Source organism: Rahnella sp. ATs2 (assembly GCF_051851855.1).
Lineage (GTDB): Bacteria > Pseudomonadota > Gammaproteobacteria > Enterobacterales > Enterobacteriaceae > Rahnella > Rahnella variigena.
Genome location: NZ_JBLYPL010000017.1, coordinates 46216 through 61314 on the forward strand (window position 1 = coordinate 46216; position 15099 = coordinate 61314).

15 protein-coding genes are annotated in these 15099 nt (G+C 51.9%); 9 read left to right on the plus strand and 6 right to left on the minus strand.

What is annotated here, in order from left to right; translation table 11 throughout:
* Positions 1-7 precede the first annotated feature (7 nt).
* The 5 genes from ACJY2G_RS18075 to ftsY all read right to left on the minus strand — a co-directional run bounded on the left by ACJY2G_RS18075 (position 8) and on the right by ftsY (position 5382).
* Positions 8-778 carry an IclR family transcriptional regulator gene (locus ACJY2G_RS18075; RefSeq protein WP_240783273.1) on the minus strand — a complete coding sequence of 257 codons (771 nt, stop codon included), beginning with the start codon at positions 776-778 and terminating at the stop codon, positions 8-10.
* Positions 779-1034: 256 nt separating this feature from the next.
* Positions 1035-1892: an RNA polymerase sigma factor RpoH gene (gene rpoH / locus ACJY2G_RS18080; RefSeq protein WP_112290541.1), complete on the minus strand. Its 858-nt coding sequence runs from the start codon at positions 1890-1892 to the stop codon at positions 1035-1037.
* Positions 1893-2210: 318 nt separating this feature from the next.
* A complete protein-coding gene (gene ftsX / locus ACJY2G_RS18085) occupies positions 2211-3191 on the minus strand; it encodes a permease-like cell division protein FtsX (RefSeq protein ID WP_112290540.1) in 981 nt (326 codons plus the stop codon).
* Positions 3191-3853 carry a cell division ATP-binding protein FtsE gene (ftsE, locus tag ACJY2G_RS18090; protein WP_013577472.1) on the minus strand — a complete coding sequence of 221 codons (663 nt, stop codon included), beginning with the start codon at positions 3851-3853 and terminating at the stop codon, positions 3191-3193. Before ftsE ends, ftsX begins: the two co-directional genes overlap by 1 nt.
* Before the next feature lie 5 nt (positions 3854-3858).
* Positions 3859-5382, minus strand: coding sequence for a signal recognition particle-docking protein FtsY (gene ftsY / locus ACJY2G_RS18095; protein WP_113878023.1), 1524 nt, complete (start codon positions 5380-5382; stop codon positions 3859-3861).
* Positions 5383-5608: 226 nt separating this feature from the next.
* On the opposite strand from ftsY, the gene rsmD reads away from it, so the two are divergent.
* The 4 genes from rsmD (at position 5609) to ACJY2G_RS18115 (ending at position 9922) form a co-directional block, all read left to right on the plus strand.
* Positions 5609-6220, plus strand: coding sequence for a 16S rRNA (guanine(966)-N(2))-methyltransferase (gene rsmD / locus ACJY2G_RS18100; RefSeq protein ID WP_113878024.1), 612 nt, complete (start codon positions 5609-5611; stop codon positions 6218-6220).
* A gap of 1 nt (position 6221) precedes the next feature.
* Positions 6222-6500, plus strand: coding sequence for a DUF1145 family protein (locus tag ACJY2G_RS18105; RefSeq protein ID WP_013577475.1), 279 nt, complete (start codon positions 6222-6224; stop codon positions 6498-6500).
* A 219-nt stretch (positions 6501-6719) separates the two neighbouring features.
* Entirely contained in the window at positions 6720-7346 is a 627-nt protein-coding gene (locus tag ACJY2G_RS18110) for a lysoplasmalogenase (RefSeq protein WP_112290535.1), read from the plus strand.
* Positions 7347-7570: 224 nt separating this feature from the next.
* The gene (locus ACJY2G_RS18115; protein ID WP_430320584.1) at positions 7571-9922 is read left to right on the plus strand and encodes a zinc/cadmium/mercury/lead-transporting ATPase; all 2352 of its coding nucleotides are present in this window, start codon (positions 7571-7573) and stop codon (positions 9920-9922) included.
* A 51-nt stretch (positions 9923-9973) separates the two neighbouring features.
* Here ACJY2G_RS18115 and tusA read toward each other — a convergent pair whose 3' ends face one another.
* Positions 9974-10234 (minus strand): sulfurtransferase TusA, encoded by a 261-nt coding sequence (gene tusA, locus ACJY2G_RS18120; protein ID WP_430320585.1) that lies wholly within the window; start codon positions 10232-10234, stop codon positions 9974-9976.
* A gap of 233 nt (positions 10235-10467) precedes the next feature.
* Here tusA and ACJY2G_RS18125 point away from each other — a divergent pair, with 233 nt between their 5' ends.
* The 5 genes from ACJY2G_RS18125 to glpT all read left to right on the plus strand — a co-directional run bounded on the left by ACJY2G_RS18125 (position 10468) and on the right by glpT (position 15073).
* Entirely contained in the window at positions 10468-11139 is a 672-nt protein-coding gene (locus ACJY2G_RS18125; protein WP_112290530.1) for a 7-cyano-7-deazaguanine/7-aminomethyl-7-deazaguanine transporter, read from the plus strand.
* Between the two features lie 124 nt (positions 11140-11263).
* A complete protein-coding gene (locus ACJY2G_RS18130) occupies positions 11264-11830 on the plus strand; it encodes a DcrB family lipoprotein (RefSeq protein ID WP_112290529.1) in 567 nt (188 codons plus the stop codon).
* Positions 11831-12047: 217 nt separating this feature from the next.
* The gene (locus ACJY2G_RS18135) at positions 12048-12740 is read left to right on the plus strand and encodes a hypothetical protein (protein ID WP_430320586.1); all 693 of its coding nucleotides are present in this window, start codon (positions 12048-12050) and stop codon (positions 12738-12740) included.
* 226 nt (positions 12741-12966) lie between these two features.
* Positions 12967-13446 (plus strand): Hcp family type VI secretion system effector, encoded by a 480-nt coding sequence (locus tag ACJY2G_RS18140; RefSeq protein WP_430320587.1) that lies wholly within the window; start codon positions 12967-12969, stop codon positions 13444-13446.
* A gap of 274 nt (positions 13447-13720) precedes the next feature.
* Positions 13721-15073 (plus strand): glycerol-3-phosphate transporter, encoded by a 1353-nt coding sequence (gene glpT, locus ACJY2G_RS18145; RefSeq protein ID WP_120162786.1) that lies wholly within the window; start codon positions 13721-13723, stop codon positions 15071-15073.
* Positions 15074-15099: the final 26 nt, after the last annotated feature.

Below are 15099 nucleotides of genomic sequence, written 5' to 3' on the forward strand. Positions count from 1 at the left end.
TGATTCCTTATGCTTTGTAGCCCAGATCCCTGGAGATTTCCCAGGCGGTTTTTTTTACCTTGTCAGCCAGTACATCGATATTTTCCGGCATGACATGCAAGGTGGTGCCCACGACGGAAATCGCTGCCGTGACGCGATGTGCTGCATTGAATACCGGCGCGCTGATACAGCGGATATTCGCCACATCTTCTTCATCATCGAAAGCCCATCCGCGCTGATGGATTTGCTGTAACGCCGTGCGCAGCTGCTGAGCACTGGTCAGCGAGTTGGGCAATACCGGGCTGAATTCCAGTGCAGCAATCAGTGCGTCCTGACGTTCACGACCGCACCAGGTCAGCAGACATTTGCCCAGCGAAGAGCGGCACAGAGACAGGCGTTTTCCTTCCCAGGTGCGAACCTGAATATTCGACTGGCTTTCGACTTTGATCAGATAAATCGGCGTATCCCCGTCCAGCACGCCGAGATGACAGAGCAGCCCGGTGTCGTGCATCAGTGCTTTCAGATGCGGGAGTGCGACATTGCGCAAATCGAGCTGGCGGGAAACCTGACTGCCCAGCTCCAGCAATCTGAGCCCGAGGCGGTAATTACCGGAATTTGACTGCGTAACTAAACGCTGATTTTTCAGTTCCTCCAGCAGCAGATACACGGTGCTTTTGGGCATCCCCAGTTCACTGACCAGCTGGTTCGCGTTGCACTGTCCTTGCCGGGAAATGATGTCGAGAATGGCGACGGCGCGCGTCAGTGCCGGAACTTTTGATTTAGCGATTAATTCCATCATGCTGGAATCCATTCTGTTGAGATGGACAAGTTATAGAGGCAAAAATGAACAGACGACAGGACGCTTGTGATCCTCTGTGATTGAGTTCTCTATAAAGTTGAATATTCCAACATGCTGGAATAACCAGATGATTTAGAAGGGAAAATATTCAGAATAATTCCAGTATGCTGGAATTAACAGGGGCGTTCAGAGGGGAATTTCAGGCATAAAAAAAGCGACCATAAAGGTCGCTTTTTCACATCGGAAACTGCGTTTATCAGGCTTCGATTGCCACACGCAGTTTTTTCATCGCGTTCTTTTCCAGCTGACGAACACGTTCTGCGGATACACCGTATTTATCGGCAAGCTCCTGCAGAGTCGATTTGTTTTCGTCGTCTAACCAGCGGGCACGAATGATATCCTGGCTGCGCTCATCCAGACCTTCCATTGCAGAAGAAAGTTTGTCTGTCGCGTCCTGATCCCAGTTATCTTCTTCGATGGTTTCTGCAAAATCAGAACTCTTGTCTTGCAGATACAGCATCGGTGCCATCGCAGCGCCGTCGCGTGGTTCATCGTCCGGGGTCGGATCAAACGTCATGTCCTGTGCGGCCATGCGTGATTCCATTTCCAGCACATCTTTGCTGGTCACACCCAGTTCGCGGGCAACGTGCTCCACTTCGTCGTGGCTGAACCAGCCCAGACGCTGTTTGTTTTTACGCAGGTTAAAGAACAGCTTACGCTGCGCTTTGGTGGTGGCGACTTTCACGATGCGCCAGTTACGCAGCACATATTCGTGAATTTCTGCTTTGATCCAATGCACGGCAAAGGACACCAGACGCACACCGACTTCCGGATTAAAACGGCGAACCGCTTTCATCAGGCCGATATTCCCTTCCTGGATAAGGTCTGCCTGTGGCAAACCGTAACCTGAATAGTTGCGGGCAATGTGAGCAACAAAGCGCAGGTGAGACAGGATCAGCTCTTTCGCTGCTTCCAGGTCACCGTCGTAATGCAGCCGTTCAGCCAGCGCCCGTTCTTCCTCTGCGGTGAGCATAGGATAGGCATTGGCGGCCCGAACATAGGCTTCCAGGCTACCTTGGGGTACTAATGCTAAAGTGCGCATTTCTTTGGTCATTCAAGCCTCTCATGTATGACGTAATGCAGGTTTTATACCACGTTGCTGCGGGATGATACCGCTACGTTGCTGGCCTTCAGGGGCGACAACAAAGCAACGCCGAGCCCTTCATATTCGCTGCTCTACGACCACGAATTTTACATAAAGTTCACGGACAGATTCAACAGTCTGATGACTGTATGTGACAGACTGACTATTGGATAGTGAATTTGTGCCATTGCAGGGGAAGCAGGAAAATGATGGGACGATATAGCAAGAATCGGCTGTTCCCCTGTACACAAAGACTGAGCAGCAGGGGAACATTATAGCAAATTATCGCTACTGTGGTGTAAATCGCCGTAAATGTTGAACCGTCGCCAGCCAGGCGGCAATCCAGCCAATCATCGCGGACACGATCAGCAGCAGCAGGCTTTCATCCCAGCCCAAACCGTGCAGATCAAAGGTGGTACCGAACACCTGTGCCACCTGGGTCACTACACTCTCAAGGCGCAGCACCAGCACTTCCGAGAGGATCAGCGACAACAATGCGCCGGTGAAACCGAGCATCGCGCCGCCGTTCAGGAACGGTCTGAGTATGAACCCGTCGGTCGCGCCAATCAGCTTCATCACGTTGATGGTATCGCGTCGGCTGAAGATGCTCAGTCGCACACTGTTACCAATAACCAGGAAGACGGCGATCACCATCAGCACGCCGATCATCGCCGCAATCTGCCCGACCAGACCGGTGAGCGCCGCAAGACGGGCAAACCAGCTGTCATCCATACGCACTTCATCCACGCCATGTACGGCCGCCACGCGGTCGCGCAAGGTGTTGAGTGTCGCAGAATCCTGGAAATTCATTTTAGGCGTGATGATAGCCACCGCTGGCAGCGGGTTTTGCTCCAGCATGTCCATTGCGCCGCCAAAGCCAGACCAGTTGCGGAACTCGCCCATCGCTTCTTCACGGGACAGATAATTAACTTTATCCACGCCCGCTTCTGTTTTGAGGGTTTTCACCACGTTTTCTGCGGCGTCATCATCCAGCGCTTTGTCGAGATACACGGTCAGCTGCGGCGTCGGATACCACTGTTCTGCCGCGGTACTGACGTTTTTCCACACCAGATAACAGACGCTCGGCAGCGTCAGGGAAATCGCGATTACCATCACCGTGAGCAGTGTTGCCAGCGGCTGACGCAGCATGTCAGCCAGCGCGTTCATCCACGCATAACGCCACTGTTCGCGCCAGCCACCCTGCAACGCTTTGCTTTTTGCGGCACGGGCGCTTTTTGCGGTTTTCGCCGGGTTCGGACTGTTCGCCATTAGTACACCCCTCCCGACATACGCCCCTGACTCAGCGTCAGCGTACGGTAATTACGACGGGCAATAAGACCCACATCATGTGTCGCCATCAGAACGGTGACGCCGACGCGGTTAAATTCTTCGAACAGACGCAAAATGCCTTCCGACAATTCGCCATCGAGATTACCGGTCGGTTCATCCGCCAGCAGCACCGCAGGCTTGTTCACCACCGCACGGGCGATGCCCACACGTTGTTGTTCACCGCCGGAAAGCTGGATTGGCAGGTTCTTCGCTTTATCCAGTAATCCGACTTTATCCAGCGCAGCCGATACGCGACGGCGAATATCTTCGCTGCTGGCCCCGGAAATGATCAGCGGCATCGCCACGTTGTCATACACGGTGCGATCCATCAGCAGATGGTGATCCTGAAAGATCATGCCGATCTGACGACGCAGAAATGGCACTTCGCTGGATTTCAGACGGCTGATGTCATGGCCGCCAAACAAAATATGTCCGGCACTCGGGCGTTCAATGCCGCAAATCAGCTTGAGCAGGGTACTTTTACCCGCGCCTGAGTGTCCGGTCAGAAATGCCATTTCCGCTTGCTGGATGTGAAAGTTGACGCCCTGAAGCGCCTGTCGTCCGCCCAGATAAGCTTTACTGACCTGTTCAAAGCGAATCATCCGTATTAATCCTCTCGGGCAAAAAGTGCCTCAATAAAATCGTCTGCCTTAAACGGCCTTAAATCTTCGATACCTTCACCGACACCAATGTAGCGGATCGGAATGCTGAACTGATCGGCGATGGCAAAGATCACGCCGCCTTTCGCGGTGCCATCCAGTTTAGTCAGCGTTATCCCGGTCAGCCCGACGGCTTCGTTGAATAATTTCGCCTGACTCACCGCATTCTGGCCGGTGCTGGCATCGAGCGTCAGCATCACTTCATGCGGCGCATCTTCGTCGAGCTTCTTCATCACGCGGACGATTTTCTTCAGCTCTTCCATCAGGTGCGCTTTGTTCTGCAAACGCCCGGCAGTATCGGCAATCAGCACGTCGATATTACGGGCTTTCGCCGCCTGAATCGCATCGAAGATAACGGACGCGGAATCGGCACCGGTATGCTGTGCAATCACCGGGATCTTGTTGCGCTGACCCCAGACCTGCAACTGTTCAACGGCTGCGGCACGGAACGTATCGCCCGCCGCCAGCATCACAGATTTACCCTGTGCTTCAAACTGGCGCGCCATTTTACCGATGGTGGTAGTTTTACCGACGCCGTTAACGCCAACCATCAGAATGACATACGGGGTTTTCCCGCTGACATCCAGTGGCTCGTCAACTTTTGCCAGTATTTCGGACATTTCTTCCTTCAGCTTACCGTACAGCGCGTCAGCATCTTTCAGCTGTTTACGCGAAGCGTGTTCGGTCAGTGAAGCAATGATTTTACGGGTAGTTTCGACGCCAACGTCGGCGATTAACAGCTGTTCTTCCAGCTCTTCGAACAGATCGTCGTCGATTTTCTTACCGCGGAACAGGCCGACAAAACCTGAGCCCAGATTCTGCTTGGTTTTGACCAGACTGCGTTTCAGACGCGCAAAGAAACCTTCTTTGGTCGGACGCTCCTGCTCGGTTTCACCGGCAGGTAAAACGACGATAGGATCCAGCGCCACCGGCAGTGGTTCTTCGGCTGCGACAGAATCATCAACATAATCAATGGCATCAAGACGTTCGTCTTCGGCAATTTCTTCGGCCGATTCAGCAAATTCGTCTTCAGCAACATCTTCTTCAATCAGATCGTCTTCAACCACCACTGGCTGCGCAGCAACCTGTTCGGTGATGTGAACAATTTCTTCTGCCAGTTCAGCGGCGGCCTGTTCGCGAACCGGTTCAGGTTCTTTCAGCGGTTCCGGCTCAATTTCTGGCTCAGGTTCCACTTCCGGTGCCGGTTCGACTTCTGGCTCAGGTTCAACCACAGGTGCGATTTCTGCGGCAGATTCTGCGGAGGCTGCGGTATCCCATTCGCCAGGATGCTGCTCAACCGGAACACCCGGCTCTTCGGCTAGCGGATGTTCTTCAACGACCGCATGTTCTTCAACAACAGACTGTTCTTCAATAACAGGCTGTTCTTCGCGGATTTCTTCCTTCTGCTGCTCTTCTTCCTGACGGCCACGGCCAAACCAGGAGAAGAAACCGCGTTTTTTATCTTTTGCCATTTTACAACTTCACTCCTCGCCGTTAATGACTGGCGAACGGATTATTAATAGGGTTATGGTCAGGCAGTCTATCACTTTCCCCTGCAGGCAACACGCCCGCGTATTGAATTCCGGTGGTTTTTCAATCGACAATGTTAAACATTTGCCCAATGGCCGCACACCGGTAGAATAGCCTTCCAAACGATATGCAACGAAGCCTGACGGCTTTGGATTACACAAGCGAACTATGGCAAAGAAACCCAACACTCCCGCCGCCGGCCAGATCCGAATTATTGGCGGACAATGGCGCGGACGCAAACTTCCGGTTCCACATAGCCCGGGACTGCGCCCGACCACCGATCGCGTACGCGAAACGCTGTTTAACTGGCTGGCGCCGGTTTTACAGGGCGCACATTGTCTGGACTGTTTTGCAGGCAGCGGCGCGCTCGGTCTGGAAGCCTTGTCACGTTATGCGGCCAGCGCCACACTGCTGGAGTTTGAACGCCCGGTTGCGCAACAGTTAGAGAAAAACCTGGCGCTGCTAAACGCCAGTGATGCGAAAGTATTTAACGTCAATACATTGAACTGGCTGGCAAAAGCCGGAAATGCCTTTGATGTGGTTTTCCTCGATCCGCCTTTCCGTAAAGGCATTCTGCAAGACACCCTGAACCTGCTGGAACAAAACCAGTGGCTGGCGGATGAAGCCTGGATTTATGTCGAAACAGAAGCCGAGCACGGTACATTGGATGTGCCCGCCAGCTGGCGGCTGCACCGTGAAAAAGTCGCCGGACAAGTTGCTTATCGCCTCTACCATCGCGATGTGACGCCTGAAACCGGCTCACCAGAACAGGAGCAGTAAGATGTTGATCAATATTGGTCGGTTGTTGATGTTATGTATTTGGGCGTTTCTGGCGTTTAACCTGATCCACCCGTTCCCGAAGCCGATCAAATACTTTTTAGACGTGGCGATTGTGTTCATGTTCTTTATGCACGGCCTGCAGGTGATGCTGCTTAAAGCCACGCAGGGCAAGGAAAAGGACACCATCGGCCCGTGGCTGCAAACCCGCATCTTCCTGTTCGGCGTGTTCGAACTGATGGCGTGGCAGAAAAAACAGCCGCCGCTGCCCGCTAAAAAGTAATGCCTGTATTGTCGGCGCGTCAGGCGCCGTTCATTTCCTGCGTCGCCCCACAATTTTAAACTGCGTTAATCAGACCCGTCGTTACGGGGATTTCTGATTGTCGCCGGTGTGCCCTCTCTCCTACACTGAAAGCAAGTACAGGAAAACAGGATGTGTTTTCCTGAAGGCAGATCCTTGCATCGGTTCCATGTTCTGTTCTTAAATTTAAAAGGATAAACAATGAGTTGGCCATTCCTCGCAGTATTTTTCTCTGGCTGGTTATTCGTTGACGCCAGCTATCGCGGCCCGCGCTGGCAGCGCTGGGTGTTTAAACCCGTCACCTTACTGCTGCTGCTTTTGCTTGCCTGGCAGGCACCCACGCTCAATGTTTACAGCTACCTGATCCTGCTTGGACTGGCGGCGACGCTGGTGGCAGACGGCCTGCTGTTGCTGCCTGAAGAGCGTTTCATGTACGCCATCGGCGCGTTCTTCCTCTCGCATCTGCTGTATACGTTGAGTTTCGCCAGCCAGATGACCATTACCTTCTTCTGGCCGTTGCCACTGACGCTACTGATTATCGGCGCCATATTGCTGGCAGTGATCTGGACGCGACTGGCCGAACTGAGATGGCCAGTGACCACTTATATTGCGATGACCCTGCTGATGGTCTGGCTGGCAGGCGAGCAGTATTTCGCGCGCAGTACCGACATGGCGTTTTCGCTGTTCTGCGGCGCGGTGCTGTTGCTGCTGGCGAATATTCTGTGGCTGGTCAGCCGCTATCGCTTCAAATTCCGGGCGGCAGACGCACTGGTCGCCGCCTGTTACTTTGGCGGTCACTTCCTGATCGTACGCTCACTTTATTTGTAAATGACTCAATAACACTGAATACAATCCCCAAAATAATTCGAGTTGCAGAAAGGCGGCAACTGAAGGAATCCCGATGAGCTTACTCAGGTAAGTGATTCGGGTGACTGAGGGCAGCTAACGCATCTGCAGCTCAAAGTATGAAGGGGATTAAAATTGCTTGACCTTAGAGCTGACTCCAGGGTTTACAATGGAGGTAATCCCACTCTGTTTCTACCGGAGGCAGTATGAATCAAATGCAAAAAAACAGCGGCTGTGGCTGTCACAGCGACCATAAACATGGTCTGCACATCAATAAAATCAGCGCAACCGTGCAGTCAGGCACGCATCCTGCCAGCTGTTGCAGTGATAATTCCCCGCTGGCGGCGTCGGCTTGTGCCACCACTTCTGACAGTTGCTGTGCGCCGAAGGCAGGTGAGCACTCACACACTTCTGATGACGGCAGCACAGAAGGTTCACCGGGCGAAGATGACCCCAGCGCGCCGCCTTCAGGCACTCAGCAATACAGCTGGAAAGTGGAAGGTATGGATTGCCCGGCCTGTGCCCGCAAAATTGAAAATTCTGTTGCCGGTCTGGATGGCGTAAACCGCGCCAGAGTGCTTTTCGCGACAGAAAAACTGGTCATTGATGCCAGCCACGACATCTCACAAAACGTGATGCAGGCCGTAACCGGTGCAGGTTTTACCCTGCAATCCCTCGATAAAAATCAACATACTCCGCAACCGGAAGAGTCGCGCCTGAAAGAGGCGCTGCCGCTGATCGCCCTTTCGGTTCTGATGCTGCTGAGCTGGGTGCTCGACCATTTCAACCCGCAAATGGGTGAAATTGCGTTTATTGCCACCACACTGGTAGGACTGTGGCCGGTGCTTCGTCAGGCTATTCGCCAGACCCGTTCCGGCTCGCCTTTCACCATCGAGACCCTGATGAGCATTGCCGCAATCGGCGCGCTGTTTATCGGTGCCACTGCCGAAGCCGCGATGGTGCTGCTGCTGTTTATGGTCGGCGAACGCCTTGAATCCTTTGCCGCCAACCGGGCGCGCAGCGGTGTGAAATCCCTGATGGCGCTGATACCCGATACCGCCGTCCGCGTAGTGAATGGTAAATCTGAAACCGTGCCGGTCAGCAGTTTGCGTCCCGGCGACGTTATCGAAATCGCCGCAGGCGCACGTCTGCCCGCCGATGCCATTTTGCAAAGCGCTGCCAGTTTCGATGAAAGTGCTCTGACCGGTGAGTCAGTACCTGTAGACCATCAGCCCGGTGAGAAAGTCCCGGCGGGCAGCCTGTGCGTTGACCGCCTCGCACGTCTGGAAGTGGCTTCCGCCCCCGGCAACAGCGCCATCGACCGCATCCTGCAACTGATCGAAGAAGCCGATGAACGCCGTGCGCCAATCGAGCGTTTCCTCGATACTTTCAGCCGCTATTACACACCGGTCATTATGCTGATGGCGCTGCTGGTGATTGTCGTTCCGCCGCTGGCAATGGGACTGTCGTGGGAAACCTGGATTTACCGCGGGCTGACTTTATTGCTGATTGGCTGCCCGTGCGCCCTGGTAATTTCAACGCCGGCAGCGATCACCTCCGGGCTGGCCGCGGCAACGCGTCAGGGCGCTTTAATCAAAGGCGGTGCAGCGCTGGAACAACTGGCGCTGATTCAAACCGTGGCGCTGGATAAAACCGGCACACTGACCGAAGGCAAGCCAGAAGTCACTGACGTTTTAATCCTGAACGGTGCCAGTGAAGGCGAAGTATTAAGTCTGGCCTCGGCGGTGGAAGAAGGTTCGCATCACCCGCTGGCACAGGCGATTTTAGCCCGTGCAAAAATCAGTAATCCGTTACCGCTCACGGCGCAGGATCGCCGTGCGCTGGCTGGTTCAGGCGTGGAAGGCCTCGTTTCAGGCCGCAAAATTCAGGTACTCGCACCAAAAAGCGTGACTGAAAACAGTCTGACAGCGGAAACCCTTACGCAAATTACTGACTGGGAATCCACCGGAAAAACCGTGGTGGTAGTGTTGCAGGAAAATAACGCGATCGGGCTGATTGCCATGCAGGATCGCCTGCGTGATGACGCGGCAGAGGCGTTGCAGAAACTGAAAGCACTCGGCGTTTCAGCAGTGATGCTGACCGGTGACAATCCGCGGGCAGCGAAAACCATCGCTGACCAGCTGGGCATTGATTTCCGTGCCGGTTTACTGCCTGCGGATAAAGTCTCGGCGGTCACCGCGCTGAATGCGCAAAAACCGGTGGCAATGGTCGGTGATGGCATTAACGATGCGCCGGCGATGAAAGCCGCGACTATCGGTATTGCGATGGGAAGCGGAACGGACGTCGCGCTGGAAACGGCGGATGCCGCGCTGACGCACAACCGTCTGAGCGGGCTGGCGCAGATGATCAGCCTGTCACGCGCCACGCGGGCGAATATCCGTCAGAACATCACGATCGCGCTGGGGCTGAAAGCGATTTTCCTGGTCACCACGCTGATGGGGCTGACCGGATTGTGGCTGGCCGTGCTGGCGGACTCCGGCGCAACGGCGCTGGTCACCGCCAATGCGCTAAGGCTGTTGCGCAATAAATCGAAATAAACTTAATCGATCCGAACGTAATCGCAGCAGACAAGACTCAGGGCTGAGCTATCAGCCCTGTTTTTCGACTAAACCTTTGCACAATAAATAGCGATACGGCTGGCTTTCGGTATCCGACGCCAGCAACGTATGTTCCATAAAACGGCAGAAACCGGGAATATCACGGGTCGTTGCCGGATCATCGGCGATGATCAACAGCGTTTCGCCATCGTTCATGGTACGTACCGCTTTGCGAACCATCATCACAGGTTCCGGGCAACGCAGGCCGAGCGCATCAAGCTGATGGTCGGGATTGATAAAGGGATCGGTCATTTCGTGTCTCAACATCTTCTGGCGCGGCAAAGCCTGATAGTTTAACCCGCTGGATTTCCCGCGCAACTGACACGGCTCATTGCGCTAAAATTAACCGTCAGATCTGTTGCGCAAACGGTGTGCAAACAGGTACTATGCGCGCCGCAAACCGCTAACGCCCCTGCGACAGCTTCAAGAACGCAGGGTATTTGGGTTCCCTCACCCCAATTTGTTCATAAAAAAAGGTCACATATATGTACTCCTTTACTGCTCAGCAGCGGTTTTCCGCGCTGATATGGCTTTCGCTATTCCACATTGCCATCATTACTTCCAGTAACTATCTGGTTCAGTTACCCGTCTCCATTTTTGGTTTCCATACAACCTGGGGCGCGTTCACCTTCCCGTTCATTTTTCTGGCTACTGACCTGACCGTCCGTATATTCGGCGCGCCGCTGGCACGACGGATTATACTTTCCGTGATGGTGCCTGCGCTGGCGATTTCCTATGTCATCTCGGCGTTATTCTTTGAAGCGCAATGGCAGGGAGCAGAAGCACTCAGCAGCCTGAATATCATGGTCGCGCGTATCGCTACCGCCAGTTTTATGGCGTATGTGCTGGGGCAAATTCTTGACGTTCACGTGTTTAACCGCCTGCGTCAGAACCGCCGCTGGTGGATAGCGCCGGTCGCCTCGATGTTCCTCGGCAATATCAGCGATACCCTGTCCTTCTTCTTTATCGCTTTCTACAAAAGTACCGATGCTTTTATGGCGCAGCACTGGGTGGAAATCGCGATGGTGGATTACACATTCAAGGTGCTGATCTGCCTGGTATTCTTCCTGCCGATGTACGGCATGCTGCTGAATATGCTGCTTAAGCGTTTATCCGCGCAGGGAAATAACCCGCATTCTGCCGTCCGCGTGCACTAAACTGTGAGCGGGGAAGACACAAATCGCGCCATAATCTGACTTGCTTTTGTGGCCTGAATAGGTTGCCATAAAGGCTGTTAAGTCAACATGTAAGCCTGGTTAACAGGCCACTTAAGGAAGCCCGATGCGTAATATCGCGAAAATGATGGGAATGGCAGTACTGATCGCTGGTCTGGCTGCGTGTGACGGTAAAACTACCGATGCACCTGCCGCAGATAAAGGTGCGCCAGCGGCATCAGCAACGGCAGCGACCGTACCGGTCAGCCTGCTGGAAGGTAAAGTCACCTTCTCCCTGCCGCAGGGAATGAGCGACCAGAGCGGTAAGCTGGGCACTCAGGCAAACAATATGCATGTGTACGCTGACAGCACCGGTCAGAAAGCCGTGATTGTGATCCTGGGTGATAACACCACCGAATCGCTGGATGTTCTGGCGGGTCGTTTACAGGATCAGCAAAAAGCCCGTGATACCAATCTGCAGGTTGTGACCAATAAATCTATTCAGGTCAATGGCCAGACGCTGCAACAACTGGACACCGTAATCACTTCTGCGGGTCAGAAAGCCTACTCTTCCATCGTGCTGGGCAAAGTTGACAGCCATTTGCTGACCCTGCAAATCACCCTGCCAGCGGATAATCAGCAGCAGGCGCAGACCGATGCAGAAACCATTATCAACACCCTGAAAATTCAATAAATTCAGAGGTATTGAAAATATCAGGCGGGGCTCAGGCTCCGCCTTTTTTATGCTGTTACTGCCACTTAAAAAAACCTCATTTTATAAGCGGAACAGATAACGTTTTATTACTTTCGATGGAGTACAGTAATATAGAACAGAGAGTAATAAATAGTTTTGTTATATATATTAACCAGCACACATCATGAAATGGAATGATTAACTTAAGGAATAAGTTATGTACCATAGTGATTTCATTATTAATAAGTTGGCCAATGATAAAATACTGGCGACAAGGCTGGATGCAGCTGTTAGCGGAGTTAAGGAACAGGTTCTCGATCAATCGCATAGAATTCAGGATGGCGCAACAAGACTAATATATTACACTTCATGTTTTACGGAAAATTATCAAGATGTTTGCGCAAATCTGAAAAGAGAAGATGTTCGATTTCTTGAATCTTTACAGCAGTTAATTAAAGACAGAAGAATCATATCCGACATGATACAGATTTATGTTGAATCACTTCTTAAAAATAGAAACCAAAGCCAACTACACTATATCCAACGCACCTTAATGAAGGCAAGCGTACATATATCAACGAGTTCTCTGACGACACAATCATTTGCATTGGGCATAACAACGTCCATTTGCCTTGGGTTCAATATTCATACCAGCTTCAGCCAGAAAATTGGGAAGGTGTCCGCACTTGCCGCTGCCGGAATAGGCTTGTACGGATACGTACAGGAAGCCGCAGAGAGTGCGGAACGTTTGCAGGTTCTTAGCCCCGCGTATTACTACGCGTTGTATATGCGAAAATTAGAAATGATGTATTTTTTAGTTGAACCTGTTTTTATGAAAGCCCGCTCATTTAGCACGAATCTTACATCAGATGATGAAGTCGCAAAAACAATAATTGAAATGATAAAGTGAATGTCATGATCGATTTTTTAAAGCGGTGGTTTAAACATCAACTGTCTTATTTTATCTGGACTTACATTCCATTAATTATAACTGTGATTTTCGGTGTATTTATGGTGAGCTTTTTTCCTGATATCGCGATACCGTCGATTGGGGCGTTCTTCCTGTTGATGTTAGTTTTCGTTTTTTTATTCTCACGGTAAATTTCATGCAATCTAATTACATAAGGATATAAAATATGTCGAACCCAGCTCATATATGGTTAACTGATGAAAATGGCTCGCCTATTGTTGGCGGATGTCTGATACCCACCAGACTCGGATCCATTGAGTTAAAATCATTATCACACAATGTTAATATTCCTGTAGATCAGCACATGGGAAAATTAACAGGAACAAGAATTCACTCACCGATTATTATGCAAAAGGAGTTTGATCAAACCACACCTGTTCTTTTCCGGGCATTATGTGAAGGGCGTACACTGCAATCCGCAATAATAAAAATGTATCACATATTAGATGCGGGGATTGAGAGTGAATATTTCAATATCATTTTAGAAAACGTCAAAATCACATCTATTTCCCCCTATTTGCATCCAAATGGTATGACAAGTACACATATAGAAAATATCGAATTACGTTATCAAACCATAACCTGGAAGAATGTAGAAGGGAATATTATATACAAAGATACGTGGAATGAGCGCATGACAGCTTAGTGCCAAAAAACTATTTGAGAATGTAGAATGAGTCTTTTGGAATGTCACAAACCTGTCTGGCGGGGCTCAGGCTTCGCCTTTTTTTGTCTTATGCTGTTACTCAATCTCACAAACCCCGCCTCCGCTGTAATAAAAATGTAACATTTCCGTCATAAATCACAGTTCGTTTGTGCGCGAATAGCTAAAATGATGTTCGTTTTGGAACACACCGGCTTCGCCATTTCGTTCGTGGCTCACGATGAGTCCCACCTGATTTATGCCATCGGAGGCATTTATGCTCAGTATCTTTAAACCCGCGCCCCACAAAGCTCCTGTTGATGAGGCCCACGTCGATCCGCTCTACCGCCGTCTCCGCTGGCAAATCTTTATGGGGATATTCTTCGGTTATGCGGCCTACTATCTGGTGCGCAAAAATTTCGCACTGGCCATGCCTTATCTGATTGATCAGGGCTTTTCCCGTGGAGACCTCGGGTTTGCGCTGTCCGGGATTTCCATTGCTTACGGCATATCAAAATTCATTATGGGGTCGGTGTCTGACCGCTCGAATCCGCGTGTTTTCCTGCCCGCGGGTTTAATTCTGGCTGCGGCGGTGATGTTGTTTATGGGCTTCGTGCCGTGGGCAACATCGAGCATTGCCATCATGTTTGTGTTGCTGTTCCTCTGCGGCTGGTTCCAGGGAATGGGCTGGCCGCCGTGCGGTCGCACCATGGTTCACTGGTGGTCGCAGAAAGAACGCGGCGGCGTGGTGTCGGTATGGAACTGTGCGCATAACGTCGGTGGCGGTATTCCTCCGCTGCTGTTCCTGCTGGGCATGGCGTGGTTTAACGACTGGCATGCGGCGCTGTATATGCCAGCCTTCGGCGCGATCCTGCTGGCGGTATTTGCCTTCATGACCATGCGCGATACGCCGCAATCCTGCGGCCTGCCACCGATTGAAGAATACAAAAACGATTACCCGCCGGACTATGTGAAAGAGTCAGCCGAACAGGAACTGACGGCGAAACAGATTTTCATGCAGTACATTTTGCCGAACAAATTGCTGTGGTATATCGCGCTGGCTAACGTTTTTGTTTATCTGCTGCGCTACGGGATCCTGGACTGGTCACCGACTTACCTGAAAGAAGTGAAGCATTTTGCGCTGGATAAATCCTCGTGGGCGTATTTCCTTTATGAATACGCAGGGATCCCCGGCACGCTGCTGTGCGGCTGGATGTCGGACAAAGTGTTTAAAGGCAACCGCGGCGCGACCGGTGTGTTCTTCATGGTGCTGGTGACTATCGCCACCGTCGTTTACTGGCTGAATCCGGTCGGCAATCCGGGCATTGATATGGCCTGTATGATCACCATCGGCTTCCTGATTTACGGGCCTGTGATGCTGATAGGTTTACATGCACTGGAACTGGCACCGAAGAAAGCGGCCGGAACCGCGGCAGGATTTACCGGGCTGTTTGGTTATCTGGGCGGCTCGGTCGCGGCCAGCGCCATTGTCGGCTATACCGTGGATTACTTTGGCTGGGACGGCGGGTTTATCGTGATGATTGCCGGTTGTGTGCTGGCCGTTGTGTTGCTTTTACTGACCATGCTCAGCGAGAACAAACACAAAGCGCAACTGAGAAAAAATGCCTGATTGGTTTTGATGTTCGTCGAAAGGCA